Source organism: Pseudomonas sp., from assembly GCF_049645325.1.
Classification (GTDB): domain Bacteria; phylum Pseudomonadota; class Gammaproteobacteria; order Pseudomonadales; family Pseudomonadaceae; genus Aquipseudomonas.
Genome location: NZ_JBARTQ010000329.1, coordinates 1 through 23,793, shown reverse-complemented (window position 1 = coordinate 23,793; position 23,793 = coordinate 1). Strand labels below are relative to the sequence as shown.

At 63.5% G+C, this 23,793-nt stretch carries 18 protein-coding genes and 1 riboswitch; of the genes, 10 read left to right on the top strand and 8 right to left on the bottom strand.

The genetic code is table 11. The features are described from left to right. A partial coding sequence (locus WBB95_RS14840) for an autotransporter-associated beta strand repeat-containing protein (RefSeq protein ID WP_424488269.1) occupies window positions 1–10,094 on the bottom strand: 10,094 nt, incomplete at its 3' end. Between the two features lie 303 nt (window positions 10,095–10,397). Between WBB95_RS14840 and WBB95_RS14835 the strand changes: the two genes are divergently transcribed. Next, window positions 10,398–12,206 carry a monovalent cation:proton antiporter-2 (CPA2) family protein gene (locus tag WBB95_RS14835; RefSeq protein ID WP_424488268.1) on the top strand — a complete coding sequence of 603 codons (1,809 nt, stop codon included), beginning with the start codon at window positions 10,398–10,400 and terminating at the stop codon, window positions 12,204–12,206. Window positions 12,207–12,278: 72 nt separating this feature from the next. Continuing rightward, the gene (locus WBB95_RS14830) at window positions 12,279–12,833 is read left to right on the top strand and encodes a hypothetical protein (protein WP_424488267.1); all 555 of its coding nucleotides are present in this window, start codon (window positions 12,279–12,281) and stop codon (window positions 12,831–12,833) included. A 37-nt stretch (window positions 12,834–12,870) separates the two neighbouring features. On the opposite strand, the gene WBB95_RS14825 is transcribed toward WBB95_RS14830, so the two are convergent. The 3 genes from WBB95_RS14825 to WBB95_RS14815 are packed head-to-tail and all read right to left on the bottom strand — an operon-like array spanning window position 12,871 to window position 14,957. Further along, window positions 12,871–13,590 (bottom strand): alpha/beta hydrolase, encoded by a 720-nt coding sequence (locus WBB95_RS14825; protein ID WP_424488266.1) that lies wholly within the window; start codon window positions 13,588–13,590, stop codon window positions 12,871–12,873. An 11-nt stretch (window positions 13,591–13,601) separates the two neighbouring features. Then, the gene (gene cobF, locus WBB95_RS14820; RefSeq protein WP_424488265.1) at window positions 13,602–14,357 is read right to left on the bottom strand and encodes a precorrin-6A synthase (deacetylating); all 756 of its coding nucleotides are present in this window, start codon (window positions 14,355–14,357) and stop codon (window positions 13,602–13,604) included. Between the two features lie 45 nt (window positions 14,358–14,402). Continuing rightward, window positions 14,403–14,957: a histidine phosphatase family protein gene (locus WBB95_RS14815; RefSeq protein ID WP_424488264.1), complete on the bottom strand. Its 555-nt coding sequence runs from the start codon at window positions 14,955–14,957 to the stop codon at window positions 14,403–14,405. A gap of 26 nt (window positions 14,958–14,983) precedes the next feature. Continuing rightward, window positions 14,984–15,123: riboswitch (cobalamin riboswitch) on the top strand. A gap of 31 nt (window positions 15,124–15,154) precedes the next feature. Between WBB95_RS14815 and WBB95_RS14810 the strand changes: the two genes are divergently transcribed. Further along, a complete protein-coding gene (locus WBB95_RS14810; protein ID WP_424488263.1) occupies window positions 15,155–15,367 on the top strand; it encodes a CbtB domain-containing protein in 213 nt (70 codons plus the stop codon). Window positions 15,368–15,386: 19 nt separating this feature from the next. Then, entirely contained in the window at window positions 15,387–16,115 is a 729-nt protein-coding gene (locus tag WBB95_RS14805) for a CbtA family protein (RefSeq protein ID WP_424488262.1), read from the top strand. Window positions 16,116–16,119: 4 nt separating this feature from the next. Here WBB95_RS14805 and WBB95_RS14800 read toward each other — a convergent pair whose 3' ends face one another. Further along, window positions 16,120–16,659 (bottom strand): DUF4865 family protein, encoded by a 540-nt coding sequence (locus tag WBB95_RS14800; RefSeq protein ID WP_424488261.1) that lies wholly within the window; start codon window positions 16,657–16,659, stop codon window positions 16,120–16,122. Between the two features lie 93 nt (window positions 16,660–16,752). Here WBB95_RS14800 and WBB95_RS14795 point away from each other — a divergent pair, with 93 nt between their 5' ends. Next, window positions 16,753–17,619, top strand: coding sequence for a LysR family transcriptional regulator (locus tag WBB95_RS14795; protein ID WP_424488260.1), 867 nt, complete (start codon window positions 16,753–16,755; stop codon window positions 17,617–17,619). Window positions 17,620–17,635: 16 nt separating this feature from the next. Here the strand turns inward: WBB95_RS14795 and WBB95_RS14790 are convergent, their stop codons facing one another. Then, window positions 17,636–18,115 carry a YbjN domain-containing protein gene (locus WBB95_RS14790; protein ID WP_424488259.1) on the bottom strand — a complete coding sequence of 160 codons (480 nt, stop codon included), beginning with the start codon at window positions 18,113–18,115 and terminating at the stop codon, window positions 17,636–17,638. Between the two features lie 157 nt (window positions 18,116–18,272). On the opposite strand from WBB95_RS14790, the gene WBB95_RS14785 reads away from it, so the two are divergent. Next, complete coding sequence (locus tag WBB95_RS14785) at window positions 18,273–19,157, top strand: AraC family ligand binding domain-containing protein (protein WP_424488258.1); 885 nt, start codon at window positions 18,273–18,275, stop codon at window positions 19,155–19,157. Here the strand turns inward: WBB95_RS14785 and WBB95_RS14780 are convergent. Continuing rightward, a complete protein-coding gene (locus WBB95_RS14780; protein ID WP_424488257.1) occupies window positions 19,099–19,686 on the bottom strand; it encodes a LysE family translocator in 588 nt (195 codons plus the stop codon). The genes WBB95_RS14785 and WBB95_RS14780 overlap by 59 nt on opposite strands. A gap of 172 nt (window positions 19,687–19,858) precedes the next feature. On the opposite strand from WBB95_RS14780, the gene WBB95_RS14775 reads away from it, so the two are divergent. The 3 genes from WBB95_RS14775 to WBB95_RS14765 all read left to right on the top strand — a co-directional run bounded on the left by WBB95_RS14775 (window position 19,859) and on the right by WBB95_RS14765 (window position 22,511). Then, window positions 19,859–20,878 carry an NAD-dependent epimerase/dehydratase family protein gene (locus WBB95_RS14775; RefSeq protein ID WP_424488256.1) on the top strand — a complete coding sequence of 340 codons (1,020 nt, stop codon included), beginning with the start codon at window positions 19,859–19,861 and terminating at the stop codon, window positions 20,876–20,878. Between the two features lie 147 nt (window positions 20,879–21,025). Then, window positions 21,026–21,868, top strand: a complete 843-nt coding sequence (locus WBB95_RS14770; RefSeq protein ID WP_424488255.1) for an alpha/beta fold hydrolase — start codon at window positions 21,026–21,028, stop codon at window positions 21,866–21,868. A 64-nt stretch (window positions 21,869–21,932) separates the two neighbouring features. Next, window positions 21,933–22,511: a TetR/AcrR family transcriptional regulator gene (locus WBB95_RS14765; protein WP_424488254.1), complete on the top strand. Its 579-nt coding sequence runs from the start codon at window positions 21,933–21,935 to the stop codon at window positions 22,509–22,511. Window positions 22,512–22,546: 35 nt separating this feature from the next. On the opposite strand, the gene WBB95_RS14760 is transcribed toward WBB95_RS14765, so the two are convergent. Beyond that, entirely contained in the window at window positions 22,547–22,975 is a 429-nt protein-coding gene (locus WBB95_RS14760) for a winged helix-turn-helix transcriptional regulator (RefSeq protein ID WP_424488253.1), read from the bottom strand. A gap of 106 nt (window positions 22,976–23,081) precedes the next feature. Here WBB95_RS14760 and WBB95_RS14755 point away from each other — a divergent pair, with 106 nt between their 5' ends. Beyond that, the gene (locus tag WBB95_RS14755) at window positions 23,082–23,780 is read left to right on the top strand and encodes an SDR family oxidoreductase (RefSeq protein ID WP_424488252.1); all 699 of its coding nucleotides are present in this window, start codon (window positions 23,082–23,084) and stop codon (window positions 23,778–23,780) included. The last annotated feature ends 13 nt before the right edge of the window (window positions 23,781–23,793 follow it).

Sequence of the window (23,793 nt, the reverse complement as noted above, 5' to 3'; positions counted from 1 at the left end):
CCGTTGACCAGCAGGCTGCCCGCGTTGACGTTGGTGTTGCCGGTAAAGGTGTTGTTGCCGGCCAGCAGCAAGGCGCCGGTGCCGGTTTTATTCAACACCCCGGCCCCGGTGAGGTTGCCGGTGTAAGTGCCGTCTGCGCCCTGTTCAAACGTGAGGGTCGCGTTGTTGGCGATGGCCCCCTGCAAGCTGGAGGTGGTGCCGGTGGTGGTGCCGCCGTTAAGCGTAGTGCCACCGCTGTAGGTGTTGGCGCCGGTCAGCAACAGTGCACCGTTGCCGTTTTTCACCAGGCTGCCATTACCACTGACTACGCCGTTAAGGGCCAAGTCATGGCTGCCGGCCAGGGTCAGCGGGCCACTCAGGTTGATGGCGTTGGCCAATTGCAAGTCGGTGCTGCCATCCAGTTGCGCGGCGCCACCGACCGTGACTGCGCCGGTGCCGAGCGCGGCGTTATTGCCGAGGATCAGTTGGCCGGCATTCAAGCCGGTGCCGCCGCTGTAGGTGTTGGTGCCGTTGAGCGTGAGTGCCGCCGCGCCTTTTTTCACCAGGCTGCCAGCGCCGCTGATGCCGCCGTTGAAGGTCAGCGCATTGCTGCCGCCAATCGCCAGCGCACCATTGAGCACCGCCGTGTTGCCCAGTGTAACGGCCGCATTGCTGTCCAGCGTGGTGCCGTCAGCCGCCGTCAGCGCACCAGTACCGAGGGCGCTGTTGCTGCCGACCACCAGCGTGCCGCCATTCAGCGCGGTGCCGCCGGTGTAGGTGTTGGTGCCGTTGAGCACCAAGGTACCGCTGTCGAGTTTGGCCAGGGTGCCGGCACCGGCGAGTGTGACGCCGAGGGTGGCGGTGGCATTCGGGTCCACGCGAATCGCGGTGTTGCCGGTGCCGCCATTGACCAGGTTGAGCACGCCGGCTGTGCCGGAGGCCAGGTTGTAGCCGTCGGTGACGAACTGCAGGCCGGTGATGTTTTGCGTGCCCTCCACGCTTACGTTGCCGGCTGTGCCCTGGAACACTGCGAAACTGTTGTTCCAGTTCTGGTTGAGGGTACCGTCGACATTGGTCCAGTTGGTGGTGCCGGTGCCCCAGGTGCCGTTGCCGCCTTCGATGGCGCCGTTGCCGATCAGGTTGCCACCGTCCCAGAACTGCACGGTAGTGTTGGGCGCGGTGACCAGCAGGTTGACCTTGTTGCTGATGGCTGTCTGCACTTGCACGTCGCCCGGGATCACGCTGACCGGCAGTGTGCCGAGGGTCAGGCCGTTATCGGTAAGCGCGCCACCGTAGTTGATGATGTTGTAGACGCCGCTGCCAAAGCCGCCGATGTCGGTGACGTTGAGGTTGCCGTCCAGGGTCAGGTTGCCGCCGACATTCAACAGCCCGCTGCCACCGCCAACGACCGGCGTGCCAAGGCCGACGTCCAGGTTCGAGTTGCCGCCCAGCACCAGCGAGCCCACCGACAGCGCGCTGCCGGTGTTCAGGCCGATATGCCCACCGTCGGCTACCGTCACGGCCCCCGCCAACGTACCGGTACCGGTCAGGGTCGCGCCGTTATTCACCGTCACGGTGCCGCTGGCCAGCGAACCGCTGACATTCAAAGTGCCGTCGTTAATGTTGGCTGCGCCGGTGATGCCATTGGTGCCGCTCAGGTTGAGTGCGCCGGTGCCGTTTTTATCGAGGTTGCCCGCGCCGTTCAATGTACCCGCGAAGGTGTTGTCCAGGTTGCTGCCACCCACTGCCAGCGTGCTGCCGCCCGCCACCTGAACCGCGCCGTTGCCGGCCAAGGTGTTGAGGTTGGCATTGCCGCCCAGGTTAAGGCTGGCGCCCGTGCCCACAGTGACGCCGGACGTGTTGCCCAGTGCACCGTTGCCCGCAGTGGTCACGCTGCCGCCCACAACATTGAGCGGGCCGGTGAAGGTGTTAGTGCCACTGAGCAGCAGGTCGGCCGCGCCGTTTTTGATCAGCGCCGCATTGCCCGCCAGCACGCCGGCCAGGGTCAGGTCGTTGGTGCCGGCCACGCTCAGGTCAGCATTCAGGTTGACGGCATTTACCAGCACCAGCGGCACGCTGTTGTCCAGGGTGCCCGCACCGCTGACGGTCAGGGCGCCCGAACCCAGGCCCGTGGCGTTGCCAACCGTCAGCGTACCGGCGTTGAGGGTGGTGCCGCCGCTGTAGGTATTGGCACCGTTCAAGGTCAGGTTGGCGTTGCCGTTCTTGATCAACGAGCCCGCGCCGTCGACCACGCCGTTGAGACTCAGGCCGTTGGTACCCGCCACGGTCAGCGCAGCATTGAGCGTGGCGGTGTTGGCCAGTGCCAGTGCCGTGCCGGTATCCAGCGTAGCCGCACCGTTGACAACCAAGGTGCCGCCGCCGAGCGCCGAGGCGTTACCAAGGGTCAGGCTGCCTGCGTTCAACTGGGTCCCGCCGACGTAGCCATTCGCCCCGTTGAGCGTCAGGTTGCCCGCCCCGCTTTTGGTCAGGCTGCCGGCGCCATTGACCAGGCCGTTGAGGGTCAGGTCGGCGCTGCCGAGGATGCCGAGGTTACCGGCGAGGTTCAACGTGTTGGCCAGGACCACCGGGGCGCCTGTGTCGAGGGTGGTGCCGGCGGCGGCGTTCAGGGCACCCGTGCCCAGCGCCGTATTGGAGGCCAGGATCAGCCCGCCGGCGTTCAGCGCGGTTGGCCCTGCGTAGGTGTTGTTGCCACTCAGCGTCAGGCTGGCGACACCGTTTTTGATCAGGCTGCCGGTGCCCGCCACGGTGCCGGCCAGGGTCAGGGCGTTGCTGCCGCCGACGGTCAGCGTGCCGTTGACGTTCACAGCGTTGGCCAGGTTGACCGTCGTGTTGCTGTCCAGGGTGGTGCCGTTGGACGTGGTCAACAAGCCCGTCCCCAACGCGCTGTTGTTACCCACAATCAGCGTACCGCCATTGAGCGCGGTGCCGCCGGTGTAGGTGTTGGCGCCGTTGAGCACCAGGGTGCCTGCGTCAAGTTTGGCCAGGGTGCCGCCGCCGTTGAGGGTCACGCCAAGTGTGGCGGTAGCATTCGGGTCAACCCGCACAGCGGTGTTGCCGCCGGTACCGTTGAACAAGGTCAGGGCCCCCGCCGTTCCGCCGACGACGTTATAGCCGTCAGTGACAAATTGCAGGCCGGTGATCGCCTGCGCCCCGTCAACGGTGACAGTGCCCGCCGTGCCTTGGAAGACCGCGAAGCTGTTGGGCAGCCAGGCGGCATTGAACGAGCCGTTGACGCCGGTCCAATTGGTGCTGCCGGCCGTCCAGGTACCACTGCCGCCGTCGACACTGCCGTTGCCGGTGGTCTGGCTGCCGTCCCAGAACTGCACGTTGGTGTTGCCGTTGACCAGCAGGTTGATCTGGTTGCCGATGGCGGTTTGCAGGTCGAGGTCGGTGGCCGGGATGTTAACCGGCAAGCTGCCCAGTTGCAGGCCGTTGTTGGTCAGGCTGCCGGTGTAGTCGATCAGCCGATAGATGCCGGCGCCGAAGCCGCCGATGTCACTGACGTTCAGGTTGCCGTCGAGGGTCAGGTTGCCGCCCACATGGATCAGGGCCGTTCCGCCGGTGGACGGCGCGCCGAGGCCCGCGTCCAGGTTGGAATTGGCATTGAGTACCAGCGCGCCTACCGTCAGGGTGTTGCCGGAGTTGACCGCCAGGTGGCCGCCATCCGCGATGTTCACATTCCCCAACACCGTGCCGGAGCCGCCGAGGGTCGCGCCGCTGCCGACCCCGACGTTGCCGCTGGCCAGCGAGCCATTGACGAGCAGGCTGCCCGCGTTTACCTGAGTATTGCCGGTGAGCGCGCTAAGGCCGCTCAGGGTCAAGGCTCCGCTGCCCTCTTTGGCAAAACTGCCCAGGCCCGCCAATACGCCGCCAAAGGTGCTGTCGAGGTTATTGCCGCCGATGCTCAAGGTGCTGCCGGTGCCGATCGTTGCGAGCCCGTTGCCGGTGAGTGCTCCCAGGCTGGCGGAACCGCCCAGGTTCAAGGACGTACCGCTCGCCAGGTTGACCCCGGCGCCGACGCCCAGCGCGCCATTGCCGACGGTGCTGAGGCTGCCCGACTGCACGTCAAACAAGCCGCTGAACGTATTGGTGCCGGTCAAGCTCAGGTCGCCTCCGCCGGCCTTGATCAGATTGGCGCCACCCGCCAGTACACCGGCCAGGGTCAGGTTGTTATTCAGGCTGCCAACAGTCAGGTCGGCGTTGACGTTGACTGCGTTGGCCAGCACCAGCGGGGTAGTGTTGTTCAAGCTGGCCGCGCCGCCCACGGTCAGTGCGCCGGTTCCCAGAGCCGCTGCCGTGCCCAGGGTCAAGGTGCCCGCGTTCAGCGTCGTGCCGCCCTGGAAGCTGTTGACGCCATTGAGCGTCAGGTTGGCAGCGCCGTTTTTGACCAGCGCACCGGTGCCACTGAGCACGCCGCCCAGGGTCAGGTCATTGCTGCCGGCCACCGCCAGGTTGGCGTTCAGCGCCACAGTGTTGCCGAGGGCCAGCGCAGCGTTGCTGTCCAGGGTCGCTGCGCCGCCGACCGTCAGGTTGCCCAGCCCCAGAGCCAGGGTATTGCCGACGGTCAAGGTGCCGGCATTGAGGGTGGTGCCACCCAGGAAGCCATTGGCCGAATTGAGGGTCAGGTTGGCCGCGCCGTTCTTGGTCAGGCTGCCAATACCCGCGACGGGGCCGCTGAGGGTCAAGTCAGCCGTGCCGCCAATGCCCAGGTTGCCGGCCAGGTTGATGGCGTTGGCAACGGTGAGGGCTGTGCTCGCATCCAGCGTGGTGCCACCCGCGGCATTCAGCGCGCTGGCGCCCAGCGCGGTGTTGGACGCCAGGAGCAGGCCGCCTGCATTCAGCGCGGTGACCCCAAGGTAGGTGTTGGCACCGCCCAGGGTCAGGTTCCCGGCGCCATTTTTGATCAGGCCGCCCACCCCGCTGACCACGCCATTCAAGGTCAGGGCGTTGCTGCCGCCGACGGTCAAGTTGCCCGCCAGGGCAACGTCATTGCCGAGGGTCACGGCAGCGTTACTGTCCAGCGTGGTACCTGCAACCGCAGTCAATTGGCCCGTGCCCAGGGCAGTATTGCTACCGACCACCAAGGTGCCGCCGTTGAGCAAGGTGCCACCGGTGTAAGTGTTGGCGCCGCCGAGTACCAGGGTGCCGGTGTCGAGTTTGTTCAGGGTGCCGGCGCCGTCGATATTCACGCCGACGGTCGCTGTCGCGCCTGGGTCAACCCGCATAGAGACGTTGCCGGAGCCACCATTGATGGCGGTCAGTTGCCCGCCCGCGCCACCGACCAGGTTGTAGCCATCGGTGACAAACTGCAGGCCGGTAATGGCTTGCGGGCCTTGCACGGTGACGGTGCCTGCCGCGCCGGTGAAAACCGCGAAGCCGCTGGCCCACGCTGAGTTGGTCAAGCCGTCGGCCGAGGTCCAGTTGGTGCCGCCGAGGGTCCAGTTGCCGGTGCCACCGTCCACCACGCCGTTGCCGATGGACTGGCTGCCATCCCAGAACCGAATGTTAGGCGTCGATACCACCAGGTTGACCTGGTTGCCGACGGAGGTCTGCACCAACAGATCACCGAGGCCGTAGCCGACCGGAACGCCCGCTACGGTCAACGCGCCGGTCAGGCCGCCGGTGTAGTTGATCAAACGGTAGGTGCCCGCACCGAAACCACCGGCATCGGTCACGTTCAGGTTGCCGGCGAGGTTCACGTTGCCGCCGACATTGAGCAAGGACGCGGTGGACGGCGCACCAAGGGCGACATCCAGGTTGCCGCCGGCGCCCATGTTCAGCACGCCGGCAGACAAGGTGTTGCCGCTGCTCAACGCCAGGTGGCCGCCGTTGTTGACGTTCAATGTGCCGAGCACTGAGCCAGTGCCGGTAAAGGTGCCGCCGCTGTTGACGTCCACCAGCGCGCTGCCCAGGGAGCCGCTGAGGTTGAGGGTGCCGCCGTTGACGGCAGTGTTGCCGGTCAGGGCGTTGATGCCGGTGAGGTTGAGGGTGCCAATGCCGACTTTGGTCAGGCCGCCGGCGCCGGAAAGGCTGCCGTCAAAGGTGCTGTCGCTGTTCACACCGCCCACGCTCAAGGTGGTGCCACCGACCAACTGCACACCGCCGCTGCCGGCCAGGGTCGCCAGGCTGCTGTCGGCGCCGAGGTTGAGGTTGGCACCGGCGCTGATGTTGGCGCCGGAGGTATTGCCCAAAGCGCCGGTGCCGATCGTGGTAAGGCTGCCGGAAACAACATTCAACGGGCCGGTGAAGGTGTTGTTGCCGCTCAGGGTCAAGTCGGCCACGCCGTTTTTGATCAAGGCGCTGGCACCGCTGATGACGCCGCTGAGGTTGAGGTCGTTGTTGCCCGCCAGGGTCAGGTCGCCATTGAGCGCGATGTTATTGCCCAGGGTGAAGGCCGCGCTGTTATCCAGGGTCGCGGCCCCGCCGACGGTCAAGGCTCCGCCGCCCAGCGCATTGCCGCTGCCCAGGGTCAGCGAACCGTCATTGAGGGTGGTACCGCCCTGGAAGGTGTTGATGCCATTGACGGTCAGGTTGCCCAGGCCATTCTTGATCAGTTGGCCAGTGCCACTGATCAAGCCGCCCAAGGTCAGGGCATTGCTGCCGCCAAGGGTCAGGTTGGCGTTCAAGGCCACGCTGTTGCCGAGCGCAACTGCGGTGTTGCTGTCCAGGGTTGCGGCGCCGCCCACGGTCAGGCCGCCCAGGCCCAATGCAGTGTCAGTGCCGGCCGTGAGGGTGCCGGCATTGAGCGTGGTGCCACCGCCATAGCCGTTGGCGCCGTTGAGCACGGGGTTGGCAGCGCCGTCCTTGACCAGGCTGCCGGTGATACCGTTGACCAGGCCGGTCAAGGTCAAATCGGCGCTGCCCCCCATGTTCAAGGCGCCGCCCAGGTTCAGCAGGTTATTCAGGCTGACGGCGGTGTTAGCGTCCAGTGTGGTGTTGGCCGCCGTGTTCAACGCCCCGAGACCCAGCGCGGTATTGGAACCGACCACCAGTTTGCCGGCAGTGAGCGCCGTGTTGCCCAGGTAACCATTGTTGCCGTTGAGGGTCAGGTCGGCAGCACCGTTTTTGGTCAGGCCTCCCACGCCATTCACATTGCCGTCAAGGATCAACGCATTGCTGCCCCCCAGGTTCAGGGTGCCGCCCAGGTTGATGTTATTGCCCAGGGCAACCGCTGCGCTGGCATCCAGTGTGGTGCCAGCCGCGGCGTTCAATACACCGGAACCCAGGGCTGTATTGGCCCCTACAATCAGAGAGCCGGCGTTCAACGCGGTGGGTCCACTGTAAGTGTTGGCGCCGTTAAGGCTCAGGCTCGACACGCCGTTTTTGATCAGCCCGCCCGCGCCGGCGACCACGCCGCCCAAGGTCAAGGGGTTGGTGCCGTTGAGGGTCAGGTTGGCGTTGAGGTTGATGGCGTTGTTGGCGGTCAAGCCAGCGCTGGTGCCCAGGCTGGCAGCGCCGGCCACGGTCAGCGCGCCGGTCCCCAGCGCGGCAGCGTTGCCAAGGGTCAGGCCGCCGGCGTTGAGGGTGGTGCCGCCCTGGAAGGTGTTGGCGCCATTAAGGGTCAGGGTGCCCGCGCCGTTCTTGATCAACTGATTAGCGCCGCCGATCACGCCGCCCAGGGTCAGTGCGTTGGTGCCGGCCACTGTCAGGTCGGCATTGAGGTCGATGCCGTTGGCGAGGCTGATGCCCGCTGCGTTGTCCAGGGTACCCGCGCCGCTGACGGTCAAGTTGCCGGTGCCCAGTGCGTCGTTATTGTTGACGGTCAGGGTGCCGCCGTTGAGGACGGTGCCCGCAAGGAAAGTGTTGGCGCCACTGACAATCAGGTTGGCCGCCCCGTTTTTGGTCAGGCCGCCCGTGCCGCCGATGGCACCGCCCAAGGTCAGGCTGTTGCTGCCACCTATGTTCAAGTTACCGGTGACATTCAGTGCATTGCCCAACGTCACCGCGCCACTGGTATCCAGGGTGGTGGTGTTGGCGGTATTCAACGTGCCCAGGCCCAGCGCGCTGTTGCTGCCCAGGATCAGAGAGCCTGCGTTCAGCGCTGTATTGCCCAGAAAGCCGTTGTTGCCACTGAGGGTCAGGGCGCTGGTGCCGTTTTTGACCAGCCCGCCGATGCCGCCGACCACACCTGTGAGGGTCATCGCCTGGCTGCCGCCAAGTGTCAGGTTCCCCGCCAGGTTGACTGAGTTAGCCAGGGTGACGCTCGTGGTGGCGTCCAAGGCAGTGCCTGCAGCGGCGTTCAATGCGCCCGTGCCCAAGGCAGTATTGGAACCCGCCAACAAGGTGCCGCCATTCAATGCGGTAGCGCCTTGCTGGCTGTTATTGCCCGTCAGCGTCAGGGTCCCGAGGCCACTCTTGATGAGCCCGGCGGCCCCGGAGATCACCCCGCCGAGGGTCAGCGGGTTGCTGCCGACGGTCGTCAGGTTGGCGTTGAGGGTCACGTTGTTGTTCAACGTGGTCGCGGCAGTGGTGTCCAGGCTGGCGGCACCGTTGACGCTCAAGGCCCCCGAGCCCAGGGCATTGGCGCTGGCGAGGACCAAGCCACCGGCGTTCAAACCGGTAGGGCCGGTGTAACCGCTGTTGTTGCCACTCAGGGTAAGGCCACCGCTACCGTTGACGTTAAGACCACCGGTACCGGTGAGGTTACCGCTGAGGGTCAACGCTCCCGTGCCAGCAGTGGTCAACGCATTGTCCAGGGTAAAGGCGTTAGCCAGGCTGACAGTGCCCGGCGCCGACAGCGTGCTCGCCCCGGCCACCGTGACGCCGCCAGAGCCCAACGCCAGGGCATTGCCCACTTGCACGCTGCCCCCATTGAGTGTGGTGCCGCCGGTGTAGACGCTGGAACCGTTGAGCGTCAATTGACCGGTGCCGGACTTGATTAGCCCGCCGGTGCCCGTGAGCGGGGCGGTCAGCGTCACGCCATTGCTGCCCGTAATGGTCAAGCCGCCGGCACCCAGGAGCACCAGGTTATTGAGTGTGAGGCCCGCGTTACTGGCCTGAAGGGTCCCGCCATTGGAGGTCAGTGCAGCGGTGCCGAAGGTGCCGTTGTCATTGAACTGCGCAATACCGCCATTGAGGGTGGTGCTGCCGCTGGTCAGCGGTCCTTGCAAGATCCAGGTGCCGCTGTTGATGGTCAGGTTGTTGAAGTTGACATAGTTGGCGCTCGATGCCGTACCGTTGCCCGATGTGCCGCCACCTAAACCCAGAGGGTTTTGCAGAATCAACGCGTTGCTGCCACCCAAGCCACCATCAATCTGCCCGGTCGGCGCAAACCCCAGGTTGACCCCAACCAGGCCGCCCAGGCTGGCCGCGATGCTACCCCCCGAAGAAACGGTGGAACCTGTGACCGCCGTAAACGTATTGGTGCTGGCGGCGCCCATCGACAAACCGCCCGTGATGGTGCCGCTGTTGAAAAAGGTGTTGCCGCCTGCCGAAGCTTCGAACGCCATGCGCCCGGTTATCGTGCCGGTGTTGATCATGTTGATCTGGGAGCCACCCTGCACCGCGACCACCGGCGCATCGGAAGCAAACAGGCTCACGCCCAGCAGTGCAGAGGAGCCGATGGCGCCGTTGTTGGTGATGGTGGTGGTACCGCTGGCACCATTATTGATGTTCAGCGCCATGCCATTGAGGGTGGTCAGGCCGACGCCCAAAAGGCCCGAGGTGCCTTTCATGATACCGGTCGAGAGGTTGGTGACATTCACCGTTCCCGACGCGCCGCTGCCAATTACCGTGCCGTTGCTCAGCAGGGTGATCAGCCCCAGTATCGATGGGTCGATGGTGCCCGAGTTGTTCAGCGTAATGTTGTTGCCTGACAGCGCCATCGCGGTCCCGCCCAACAACGCGTTGATGGTCGAGCCGACGGTCACGCCGACCGTCAGGTTATCCGCTGCACTGGAAAAGAGATTGTTCTGCAAGATTGTCGCGGTGCCCGAACAGGTCACCGAATCACCCGCCACCGGGTTGGCCGGCGCGCATGCCGCCAACGCCTCAGGGCTTGCCAAGCCGATCACCAAACCGGCAACACCGAGACGGATCGCAAGAGAAAGTGCGGAGATTCGAGGTGTAACGGCAGCAGCAAGTCTTCTATCCACGTCCAACTCCTTTGTGGTTCAAGCCTTTCATCCATGAATGCGTAGAAGCTCAACACTGGTGATCCACACGCATCGAATTCGAGATACCTGACCGTGGCGACAACTGATTTAGTTTGTCGAAACGGTAGTTGACCCATGAAAAAGCCATTGAATTAAATGGTATTAATACTTTCGTACGCGCCATGTAGGAGCAGGACTACAGCCAAAGCCCATGGATTTCCGCGACAAAAATACAAGTTTCAAAATGTAAAAAAGCGCTCTAATGGCGCCCTGTTGATTGGTTTCAAGATCCTGGAGTTCGCAATGCCCCATGAAGGCAACCTGTTACAAGCAGCCGTGGTATTCCTGCTGGCCGCCGTGCTCACCGTGCCCTTGGCCAAGCGCCTGCAACTGGGTGCAGTGCTGGGCTATCTGTTCGCCGGCGTGATCATCGGCCCGTCGGTATTGGGCTTGATCGGCAACCCGCAAAGCGTCGCGCAATTCTCGGAACTGGGGGTGGTGTTGCTGCTGTTCATCATCGGCCTGGAGCTGTCGCCCAAACGTTTGTGGGTGATGCGCAAGGCGGTGTTCGGCGTCGGCCTGGCCCAGGTGTTGCTCACCGGGTTGGTGATGGGCGTGGTGGCGCTGTGGTTGTTCGGCCAGTCATGGAACAGCGCGATCGTGCTGGGCCTGGGGCTGGCACTCTCCTCCACTGCGTTCGGCCTGCAAAGCCTGGCCGAGCGCAAGGAACTGAACCAGCCTCACGGGCGTTTGGCCTTCGCGATTCTGCTGTTCCAGGACATCGCCGCGATCCCGCTGATCGCCATGGTGCCGTTGCTGGCCGGCAGTGATCATCCGACCAGCGAAGCCCAAGGCCTGCAGCACGTATTGCAAATCCTCGGCAGCATCGCCGTGGTGATCATCGGTGGGCGCTACCTGTTGCGGCCGGTGTTCCGAATCGTCGCCAAGACCGGCCTGCGCGAAGTGTCCACCGCCACCGCCTTGCTGGTGGTGATCGGCACCGCGTGGCTGATGGAACTGGTGGGCGTGTCCATGGCGCTCGGCGCCTTCCTCGCGGGCCTGCTGCTGGCCGACTCGGAATACCGCCACGAACTGGAATCGCAGATCGAGCCGTTCAAGGGCCTGCTGCTGGGGCTGTTCTTTATCAGCGTGGGCATGGGCGCCAACCTCAGCTTGCTGCTCAGCGCACCCCTGCTGGTGATCGGGCTGACGCTGTTGTTGATCGGATTGAAATTGCCGCTGCTGTACGCCGTCGCACGTGTGGTCGGCGACCTCAATCGCGAAAGCGCCCTGCGCCTGGGCGTGGTGCTCGCAGCCGGTGGTGAGTTTGCCTTTGTGGTGTTCAAGATCGGCCGCGACCAGGGCTTGTTCGAAGCGCACCTGTACGACGTGCTGGTGCTGACCATCACTCTGTCCATGGCCGTGACGCCGTTGCTGTTGCTGGTGTGCCCGAAGTTGTTCAAATCCAAGGCCAAGCCCGTGGAAGTGCCGGAGGAATACCGCGCCATTCAAAGCGATGCGCCCCGCGTGGTCATCGCGGGCATGGGCCGAATGGGCCAGATCGTCGCGCGAATCCTGCGCGCGCAGAACATCTCGTTTATCGCCCTCGACACCTCGGTGGAAACCATCGAGCTGACCCGCAGCTTCGGCGGCATGCCGGTGTTCTACGGCGACCCCCAGCGCCCGGAAATCCTGCATGCCGCCAAGGTCGATCAGGCTGAGTTCTTCGTGATCGCCATGGACGACCCGGAGATCAACATCAAGACCGCCGAGCTGGTGCGCAGCCTCTACCCGCACATGAAAATCATCGCCCGCGCGCGCAACCGCCAGCACGTTCACCGCCTGGTGGACCTGGACGCCTCGCCGGTGCGCGAGACCTTCTATTCCAGCCTGGAAGTGAGCCGCCGCACCCTGGTCGGCCTGGGCTTGACCCAGGCCCAGGCCGATGCGCGCATCACCCGCTTCAAGAACCATGACCTGCAAGTGCTCGCGGCCCAACACGCCATATATGACGACGCCGCCAAGGTGATGCAAACCGCCCAGGAAGCGCGGGCGGAACTGGCGCGCTTGTTTGAAATGGATCGACTTGAGGAAGAGTCCGACAAGGTGTAAGGCTACGGATGAACGAAATTGCGAATTTTCTGACAGAATACGGCGCAATTTCGTTCATCACTGGAGCGCTTCATGGCCATTTTCACCAAGACCGCAGCCCTGCTGGCCCTCGCGCTCACCGCCGGCAGCGTGTTCGCCGCCACCCCAGCGGCGACCCAAACCATCTCCACCTTGGGCGGCAAGTTCACGTTCAGCTTGCCCAAGGCCTACACCGCCGACACCCTGCCGACCGGCAAGGCTGAGGACGGCACCGCCAACACCCAAGGCACGCTGTACGCCAACTCGACCACCAAAAGTGTGGTGATCGTTGCCGAGACCGAGCGCAACGACGGGGCAACCATCAAGGACAACGACCCGCAGTTCCTCGATGGCGCCGTGGCCGATTTCGTCAAGGACCAGAGCGCCGCCCTCCCCGACTTCAAGAAGCAAAACGAAAAGAAACTGACCTTCAAGGGCCTCGGCCTGCGCCAGGTGGACAGCACCGCGACCCAGGGCGGCGGCAAGACCTTGAACTCGACATTCCTCGGCGGTTCAGGCAACCACCTGCTGGTGATCCAGGCGATCTCGCGCGGCGATGACGTGAAGGGGCATGCGGCGTTGGTGAAGCAGATCACCGGCGGCAAGTAATACCTGATCGTTCCCACGTTCTGCGTGGGAACACTCGCTAGTGCAGGCTTTTCTCCAGCCACGCCTTCAAATCCTGCACTTCCGCCTCGCTCACGGTGTGCGGCATGCCCGGGTAACCGTGGAACTCAGGCTTCAACCCCAACCCCGTCAGCACCTCATTCGCCCGCGTGGCCGAGGCATACGGCAGCGCCTGATCCAATGTGCCGTGGCCGATAAAGATCGCCAACGTGTCCAATGCCGGGTTTGGCTTGAGCTCAGCCTTGAGCACCGGCAACACGCTGCCACTCAACGCCGCAATCCCGCGCACCAGTGCCGGTTGGCGCAAGCCCACTTCGTAGGACATGATCGCGCCCTGACTGAACCCGACCAAAAACACCCGATCACTTTGGGTGTGGTACTTGGCGGTGGCCTGGGTCACAAAGGCTTCGATCAATTTGGCGCTGCGCTGCAAGTCGGCGGCCTCGCCGTTGTAGTCACCCTCGCCCGGCGTCTTGGCAAACCAGCGATAGCCATTCGGGTCGACCGGCATCGGCGCACGTGCCGACAGGTAGGTCCAGGTGGACGGCAACGCATCTTTAATTCCAAACAGGTCTTCCTCGTTACTGCCGAAGCCGTGCAGGAATATCACCAACGGTTGGTTGCGTGCATCGCCCTGGGTTTGCTCCAGGTACGACAGCGGCAAATCAGTGTGCAACGCGGAATCAGCCAGGGCATTGCCGGCCAGCAGGCTCAGCGTCAGGGCAAACAGTTTGAGCATGGAAAGCGACCTCAGGGTTTGCGCAACAAATAGGTGTCCATGATCCAGCCATTGTCCAGGCGCGCCGCCTTGCGCACCCGTTGGATTTCTTCCGCCACGTCAGCCACTTTGCCGCTGATGAGGATTTCATCCGGCGTGCCCAAATAGGCGCCCCAGTAAATATCCAGTTCTTGATCGGCCACACTGCGGTAGGAGTCTTCAGCGTCGAGCATGACCACCAGGGTGTCGGCGTCACTCGCCTGCCCCGCGGCCAACCGGCGCCCGGTGGTGATCTCGATGGAGCGGCCGATGCGGTTCAGCGGCACTTTATGCTGGGCGGCCAGGGCCTGCACGCTGGTGATGCCGGGGATCACCTCGAACTCGAATTCAGCGCCGCCGCTGGCGAGAATCGCCTGCAGGATGCGGAGGGTGCTGTCGTACAACGCAGGGTCGCCCCAGGCGAGGAAAGCGCCCACTTCCCCGTCAGCCATTTCCTCGTTGATCATGCGCTCGAAGGTGTGCTGCTTGTTGCGGTTCAGGTCCTGCACGGCGGTGGTGTAATCGATATCGCCGCGCACGCGTTCGGGGCAGTCGGCCTCGACGAAGCGGTAGCCGGGCTCGGTGATGTAGGTCTCGCAGATCTCGCGGCGCAGGTCGATCAGCTTGTCTTTGCTCTGGCCCTTGTCCATCAGGAAAAACACGTCGGTGCGGTTCAGCGCCTTCACGGCCTGCATCGTGATGTAGTCAGGGTTACCGGCGCCAATGCCGATGATCAGGATGCGTTTCATGGAATGCTCTCATTGCGGGGCGTGGATTTTGCCATGTTCACGCGCTCAGGCGTGAGTTTCCAGGCGCAGGCGCCATACGGTGTTGAAGCGCAACTCGGTGGCAGACAGCGGCTCGACGTCGATCCGATAGAACATCGAGACGGGAAACTGCATGACGTAGAGCATGGCGGCGCGAATCACGAACGGGTGGGTCACGGCCACCACATGGCCCGCTTCGGTTTCCAGGGACTGCATCCACTGCCCGACTCGCGCGCAGAGCTGATCCACCGACTCGCCACCATGGGGCGCGCAGGCGCTGTCTGTCATCCAGGCCATCAACGCGTCACTGTGCAGCTCGCTGATGGCCTGGCCTTTCCAGTCGCCGAAATCCCCGTCGCGCAGTGCCTCTACGCAGTGTGCGTTGTCGCCAAACAAGGCAGCGGTCTGCCGGGTTCTGGCTTCAGGCCCGCACATCAGGCGCGGGTTTTTCTTGTAGCGCGCCGCCAAGGACAAGGCGGCGTCCTGCCAATTCATCGTGACGGATTCGTCATCCGGAAACCGCCCCTGCTTTTGCAGGGGCGTGGTGGCATGGCAAATCAAGGTCAAGCGCGTGGCCGGCATCACAATTCACTCTGTTTCGGCGCGCAGTCAGCGTAGACTCGCGAAGTTGTTTCAACATGTTACAACGAACATGAAACAGGAAGCCGGTTCAATCCCGGCGCGGTCGCGCCACTGTATTCGGCCTCACAGCCGTAAGCCAGACCCTGTCTCAGCCCTTTCGCTATCCATTTCGGGACGCGTCATCCCTGGAGGTTTTCATGGCTAATACCGCTGCAACCCACCCTGATGTCTATGTGCCGACCATCCCCTTGGGCGAAATCCTGCCTTGGGCGATCTTCGGCGGCCTGCTGTTGCTGCTGGCGATTTACTTCGTCGGCGCCGAACAAGGCGCCACGGCCGTGTTCAAGGGCATGTACGTACACGAGTTTGTACACGACGGCCGCCATCTGCTGGGTTTCCCCTGCCATTAATTCATAAGAGAGACATGACATGACAGGGCATTTACTCGTACGCGGGATGCTGGTGGGCTTGCTCGCCGGCGTGTTGGCGTTTGGCTTCGCCAAGACCTTTGGTGAGCCGCAGATCGACAAGGCCATCGCCTTTGAAGACCAGATGGCACAGATGCATGGCGATGCGCCGGAAGAAGAACTGGTGAGCCGCGAGGTACAGAGCACCTTCGGCCTGTTCACCGGCGTGGTGGTGTACAGCGTGTCCCTGGGCGGCATTTTCGCACTGGTCTTCGCCTACTCGCTGGGCCGCATCGGCAAGGTCGGCCCGCGCGGTTTGGCGGCACTGCTGGCATTGGCGGCCTTCGTGACCATCATCGTCGTGCCCGGCCTCAAATACCCGGCCAACCCACCGTCGGTGGGCGACCCCGAGACCATCGCGCAGCGCACCAAGCTGTTCTTCCTGATGCTGCTGGTGTCGGTGGCGGCCGCCGTAATCGCGATCAATGCCGCACGCAAGCTGATTGCCCGCCGTGGCGTGTGGGCCGGTGCCATCCTTGGCGTGGCGCTGTACATCGTGATCGTGTCGGTGGCCGGCAGCCTGTTCCCGGTAATCAATGAAGTGCCGGAGCAATTCTCCGCCGTGCTGCTGTGGAAATTCCGCGTGGCCTCTCTGGGCATCCAGCTGGTGCTGTGGACCACCCTGGGCCTGGTGTTCGGCGTGGTGGCCGAGCGCGCGTTGAGCCAGCCACGCGCACGTTTCAACTCCTGAGTCGTTAAATCCCCGGACGGGCCAGGTACAACACCTGATAGCCCGTCCCGGGATGCTCCGCCGTCAGTGCCTTGGCCGACAAGGTGAACCGCACCAGGCGCCATGCCTGCACATCCAGCGCCAGCAACACTGCAAAGGTGTCACGGCTATCGGCCACCTGCTGATTGCGCGCTTTTTCCTCCGCCAGCAGTGCGGCAAGGTCCGCCCCCGGTTCAAGCGGCCACTCCTCTCGGTACAGGCTCAACGCGCCCTGCGCCGGTCCACGCTGCACATCCAGCGGCAGCCAGCTCTCGATGTGCGGGCGACCAAAACTGTCGAGCACCTTCTGAAAGCGCGCCCCCAGCAAAAAGTCGGCGGCCTGCAAAGGGTCGGCCCACAGGTATACCGATGCATACACATTGCCGCCGTGTTCCTGGGCAATGAACGCCTTAAACAGCAAACCTTCGGTGTGATCCCACAAGGGGCCCAATTGCGCGGCACGTCGGCGAATCACGCCCATGTCGTAATCGGCAGGCAGGCGGTGCGAATACTGTTTGGCAAACATGGAAAAACTCCCGTGCAAGATGAGCCTTCAGCTTGCGCAGCGGCGATGATTTCAACAAGATATCAGTCGATATAAGTGCAATAAGGATTTGATATGACTGATGCACTCAAACCGCTGGATATCGACACCGTACACGCCTTCGTACGGGTGGCCGATTTCGCCAGCTTTACCCGCGCCGCCGAAGCGCTGGACACCTCCCAGGCCGCCATCAGCCTCAAGCTCAAACGCCTGGAAGACCGCCTCGGTTATCGCCTGCTGGAGCGCACGCCGCGGCATGTGCGGCTGTCGCCCCGGGGCGAGCTGTTCATCGTCGCCGCCCGCGCATTGCTCAATGCCCACGAGCGCGCCCTCGGCGACATGAGCACCCAGCTCACGCGACGGTTGGTGATCGGCATCAGCGACCATGTGGCCGGGCCCGACCTGCCCCAGTGGCTCAGCCGCCTGGCGGCTTACGACCCGCTGGTGATCCTTGAAGTGCGCATCGCCTCCTCCCGTGATTTGGTCGCAGCCTTCGACCGCAACGAGCTGGACGCGGTAATCGTGCGCAACGAAGGCGACCGCCAGGACGGCGAGGTGCTCGCGGTGGAACGTTTTGGCTGGTTCGCTGCGCCTACCTGGCAACACAGCCCGGGCACGCCGTTGCGCATGGCGACCATGGCCGCGCCCTGTGGCGTGCGCCAGTTGGCGACCCGCGCCCTGGACGACGCGCGTATCGACTGGACGGAGGTATTCGTTGGCGGTGGCGTGATGGCCGTGGGTGCGGCCGTCAGCGCCGGATTGGGCGTGGCCGCACTCGCCCAGCGCGTGGCGCCAGCGGGAGCGGTAGATGTGAGCGAGCAATACGGGTTGCCCGTATTGCCCGTGAGTGAAGTGGTGCTCTACAGCCGGATCAGCGATGCGCGCTCGCGCGAAACCTTGCGCACATTGAGCGCGACGTTTCGCGGGGTGCTGCAACGCTGATCCCGCAGGCGGGCATTTACACCACCGGGGCTTCTTCCGCCGCCGGTTCAGCCGCCGCCTGAGCCTGCAGCTGCGCGGCTTGCTGGCTGTAGTCACGCAGGTAAACGATAAATTCCTGCAGCAGGCGGTCCCACAATTCCAGTTGGCCGCGCAGGTGCGTGGCGCCGACGCCCGTCACCACCACGTCCATCTCCATCAGCAAAAACTCACCCTGCAGCGACAACCGCGCAAAGCGCCGCGACGCGTTCCACACTTGGGCCAAGCCTTCCGGCAATTCGCCCTGCACCCGCAGCGCGCAGCTGTAGGTGAAGTCCACGTAGCTGCCGGGTTCGGTGCCCGGGTTGCCGAAGCGCACGGCAAAGCCGATGCCCTGGCTGGCGCTGAGCAATTGCACGATCCCGTTCTGCTCGGTCTGGTTGACCCGGTAGCCGGCTTCCTGCAGCAGCTCGGTGAGGCTTTGAGGGGTGACGCGGGTGATCAGTTGAACATCGCTCATGGGGTCTCTTCCTTGTTGATCATTGAGTCAGGCGGGGTGCAGAGCATCAAACCGATTTAGGTATAGCTCATCATCGACAGCCTGGGGCAATTCCTGCCTTGAACATCCTTCGGTAATGCACGAGTCTAGCGCTGCAACCCTTTCGGAGCGCCGCACCATGACATTGTCTGCAAGCCCCACGGCCCCCAGTTTCTGGCGCGACCCGGCATTGCCGTTTATCGAAGCGCGCACGATTGCCGACGGGCGCAAGGTCACCTACAGCCGGCATGCCCACGAGCACTTTTCCATCGGTGCGGTCACCACCGGCTGCAGCTATTACCACTATGGCGCGCAGACCTTCGAGATCAGCGCGGGCACCGTGGTGTTGATGAACCCCGGCGATGTGCACGCCTGCAACCCCATTCGCGACCAGCCGTGGTCCTATCAGATGCTGTACCTGGACACGCCGTGGCTGACCGACCTGCAGCACCAGCTGGGTTTCAGCACCGACCAGGGTTATCGCCCCTTCAACACGCCGTACACCCGCGACGAAGCGCTCTACACCGGGCTGCTGGCGCTGTACCGCGTGTTGGTCGATGAGCACGCCGAACACCTGCAGAAACAGAGCGCGCTGGTGAGTTTTTTCAGTGACGTGCAGCAGCGCCTGAACCCGCCCGAAACAGCGCCACGTGAGGTCAACCACAAGCTGGAGCGCGCTGCCGAATACATCCGCGAACACTGCACCCAGGCATTGAAGCTGGAAGATATTTGCCTGGCGGCCGAGCTGTCACCGTCGTACCTGATTCGCGCCTTCAAGCAGTATTACGGGCTGACGCCGCATGCCTTTTTGGTCAACCGGCGCATCCAGTTTGCCCGCGCGCAATTGCGCAATGGCGAGCTGATCGCCGACGTCGCCCTGGCCGCAGGTTTTGCCGACCAGGCGCATTTTCAGCGCACCTTCAAGCAGCATTTCGCCGCCACGCCCGGGCAGTACCGCGAGGTGCTCAAGCCATCAGCAAATAACCCACACTGGCCACCAGCAACGCGGCCATTGAGCGGTTGAACAGGCGCACGCCCTGAGGGTTGCCCAGGTAGCGCCGCAAAAAAGTGCCTGCGTACGCCCAACACGCCACCGACAGGTAGCAGATCACCAGGTAGAGCGCCGCAAACAGCCACACCTGGCGAGCGTCGCCGTCGGCCACAAACAAGCCCATCCCCGCCACGCAGGCCAACCACGCTTTGGGGTTGAGCCATTGCATGACCGCGCCATACAGCATCGACGGCGCGGTGGCCGTGCCGTCGGCGTCGAGCCGGCCATCGTCAACCGCCAGTTTCCAGGCCATGTACAGCAGAAAAACCACCCCGCCCCACTGGATCACCTGAGTCAGCAGCGGCCAGCGCACCAGCACTTCATGCAGGCCCAGGCCGATCAGCACCAGCAGCAAGGTGAAGCCCACCGCCGCGCCGACCACGTGTTTCTGGCTGGCGGCAAAACCAAACCGCGCCCCGGCGCTGAGGGCTACGACGTTGACCGGTCCCGGCGTGATAGAGGTGGCCAGGGCGAAGGCAGCCATGGAAATGATCAAGCTCATTGCAGTTCCTTTTTATTCGGGCGAATGACGATGGGGCCACGGTAAAGGGCAAACCGGGCGCGGTATTGAACAAAATCACCCTCGCCGAACTAATTTGTATACATGTGTAGACTTATTCGTCTTTCAGCCCTAAAGTCGGCCCCACTTCATTCATGAACACTGGAGAACAGTGATGGCGGATACGGTTCTGGTTACGGGTGGCACGGGCTACATTGCCGGCTGGTGCCTGGCGGGCCTGTTGCAACAGGGTTATCAGGTGCGTACCAGCGTGCGCAGCCTGACGAAGGAAGCGTCGGTGCGCGCGGCCTTGAGCGGCCAGGGTATTGATCACCGCCAACTGACGTTTTTTGCCGCCGACCTGACCCGTGATGAGGGTTGGGACGCGGCGATGGTCGGCTGCGACTATGTGCTGCACGTCGCCTCGCCCCTGGGCCTGGACGCGTCGCAAAAGGTGGACGACATGATCGCCCCGGCGCGCGATGGCACCTTGCGTATCCTGCGTGCCGCGACCCGCGCGAGGGTGCGCCGCGTGGTGATGACCAGCGCCGCCACCGTGGCCACGCCGCCGCTGCACAGCCCGGACAGCCTCAGCGATGAAACCGTGTGGTTCGCGCCTGACGAACGCAACGTCACCCCCTACCGCCAGGCCAAGCGCCAGGCCGAACGCGCCGCCTGGGCTTTCATGGCCGATCATGAGGGCCCGACGGCCCTGACCACTGTGCTGCCTGGCGCGGTGTTCGGGCCGATCATGAGCGGTGACACGCTCGGCTCGGTGCAGGTCATCGCGCGCTTGCTGCAGGGCCGCGCCAAGGGCAACCCGCGGCTGGGCTTCGAAGTGGTGGACGTGCGCGACCTGGCCGACTTGCACATCCGCGCGATGACCGCCCCGGTGCTTGCCGGGCAACGCGTGCTCGGTGTCGGGCAATTTATGTGGATGGCTGAGATCTCCCAACTGCTGCGTGATCACCTCGGTGAAGCGGCAAGCAAAGTGCCCACGCGTAACATTCCGGACTGGCTGCTGCGGCTGTTGGCACGTTTCGATCCCTTGTTGCGCGGCCTCACCCCCAACCTTGGCCGCGCCCATCGCCACACAGGTGAAAAAGCCCGCCTGTTGCTCGGCTGGCAGCCGCGTCCGGCGCACGACACACTGATCGATTGTGCCAACAGCCTGATCCGGCACAACGCGGTTTAGACCCGTTCATTCCATTGATATAACTGCATTTTTTCTTTCAGGCAGCACACCTTGATAGGCAAAAATGCGTACTTTCCAGACGCAAGGCGGTGCTAGAGTTTGGCGCCCCACTCACTTCTCGATTGATCACTGCAAGAAGGAATCGCCATGTCACGTCGTCTGCTGGCAGCTGCCTGCCTGTTGTTGTCTTTCTCCGCCGCCCAGGCCGCTGAGCGCTGGGAAACCTTGCCACCAACGCCTGCCCCCGTCGCCGGTGCCAAGACCGGCTACGCCGCCGTCAACGGTATCAAGGTCTACTACACCCGCACTGGCCACGGCTCGCCGGTGGTGTTGTTGCACGGTGGTTTATCCAACTCCGATTACTGGGGCAACCAGGTCAAGGCCCTCTCGGCCAAGCACACGGTGATCAGCCTCGACAGCCGTGGCCACGGGCGCAGTTCGCGCAATGAACAACCCTATGGCTATGACCTGATGGCGGATGACGTGGTGGCGGTGCTCGACAGCCTGAAAATCCCCCGCGCCGACATCGTCGGCTGGAGCGACGGCGCGATCATCGGCATCGACCTGGCGCTGCGTCACCCGGACCGCATCGGCAAGGTGTTCGCCTTTGCCGCCAACACGCAGACCTTGGGGGTGAAGGATGCCGTCGAGAAAAACCCGACGTTCGCCGCCTTCATCGAGCGCGCCGGCAAGGAGTACGCCAAGCTGTCGCCGACACCGAAAGAGTACGACGCCTTCGTCGAGCAGATCAGCCATATGTGGGCCAGCCAACCGAACTGGACCGACGCGCAACTGGCGAGCATCAAGACGCCGATCCTGATTGCCGACGGCGACCACGACGAAGCGATCAAGCGTGAACACACCGAGTACATGGCGGCGACCATTCCCGGCGCCGGCCTGCTGATTTTGCCGAACACCAGCCACTTCGCCTTCCTCCAGGACCCGGCATTGTTCAACGCCGCGCTGTTGGACTTCCTCGACAGTAAATAGACCCTGTACCCTGTCGGCGCGCAACCGTTGCGCGCCCACAGTTTTCAGCCACGTCAGGATGCCAATGCCCAACCCCACTCCACGACGGCGCAATGCCGCCGTCACCCGCGACGCCATTCTGTTGTCCGCACGCAAGGCGTTTGCCCAGTCGGGCTATGACGGTGCCGGCGTGCGCGAAATCGCTGCCGGTGCGGGGGTGACCGCCATGCTGGTGAACCGCTATTTCGGCTCCAAGGAAGAGTTGTTTGCCGAAGTGATTGCCGACACCATGGCCAGCCCGATCATCCTCACTGACGGCAACCTCAGTTCGGAAAACCTCGGCCGCACCATCGCCACCGCGTTGGTGAGTATTACCGAGGCTGGCAGCACGCCGCTGGAAGGTTTCCTGATCCTGCTGCATTCGGCCTCCAGCAAACGTGCAGCGGTGATCGGCCGCGAGCAGGTGGAGAAAGGTCACCAGGCAACCATGGCCGCCGCACTCACGGGCGCCCATCACGAAGAACGCGCGGCGCTGGTGATGGCGCTGGTGTCGGGCTTTCAGGTGATGCGCCAAATGCTCGAATTGTCGGCGCTGGCCAAGGCCGACCCGCAGGTGCTGATCGACTTGCTGACGCCGTTGTTCCAGCAACTGGTGGATGGCTGAAAGCGGGTTGACCCACAACTCGCGACCCCGGGCCTTTACACCGCCTGGGTGACGATATCTTCGATCCCCAGCACCCGACCGTCTTCAGACACCACCTCAACCTTGCGCAGCGGCTTGAGCTCACGGGCATCCAGCACGCGTCGGCCCACGGTCTCAGGCGCGGTGTGCACCTCGCCCCACTGGGCCAGCGTGACCAGCACCGGCATCAGCGCGCGGCCTTTGTCGGTCAGTTGGTATTCATTGCGCGCGCCGACTTCACGGGTGTGCAGCAGGCCCTGTTCGACCATGTCCTTGAGGCGCGTGGAGAGGATGTTTTTCGCCACGCCCAGGTGCTTCTGGAAGTCGCCGAAGCGGGTCACCCCGGCGAAGGCATCGCGAATGATCAGCAGCGTCCACCAATCCCCCACCACATCCAGCGCGCGGGCAACCGGGCAACCGTCGCCTTCCAGGCATTTGCGTTTCATCGTCGGGCCTCCCGGCAGCTTGAACTATTAAGTTGCATTATAGGACCAAGGCGCGCAGGATAAAAACAGTTTCATTATTAAACCAAACAATCGCGTGGAGCTTGTCATGGATATTCGTGGAAAAGTGGTACTGGTTACCGGCGCCAATCGCGGCCTGGGCAAAGCATTCGTGGTCGCGTTGCTGGAAGCAGGCGCCGCCAAGGTCTACGCCGCCGCGCGAGACCGGAGCAGCGTGAACATTCCCGGCAGCACGCCCATCGCCCTCGATATTACCGACCCGACCAGCGTGCAGCGCGCCGCCGAGCAATACACCGACGTCAGCGTGCTGATCAACAATGCCGGCTTCCTCAAGTACGGCTCGCTGCTGGCCGAAGACAGCATCGAGAACCTGCAGCAGCACCTTGAGGTGAACACCTTCGGCACCCTGCGCGTGACGCGCGCCTTTGCGCCGATTTTGGCCAAGCAAGGCGGCGGCGCACTGATCAATATCCTCTCGGTATTGAGCTGGCTGAGCCCTCCCGGGTCGGGCGGCTACAGCATCTCCAAATCTGCCCAGTGGGGCCTGACCAATGGCCTGCGCGGCGAGTTGCGAGAGCAGAACACCCTGGTGATTGGCGTGCACCCGGCCTACATCGACACCGACATGGTCGCCGATATCCAGGCACCGAAAAGCACGCCCCAGGAAGTGGTTGCCATCACCCTGAAAGCCCTGAGCGAAGACCGTGAAGAAGCGTTGATCACCGACATGACCCACGCCGTAAAAGCCTCGCTGTCCACCGACACGCCGGTGTACCTCACCCGTTGATCAACGAGAAGTG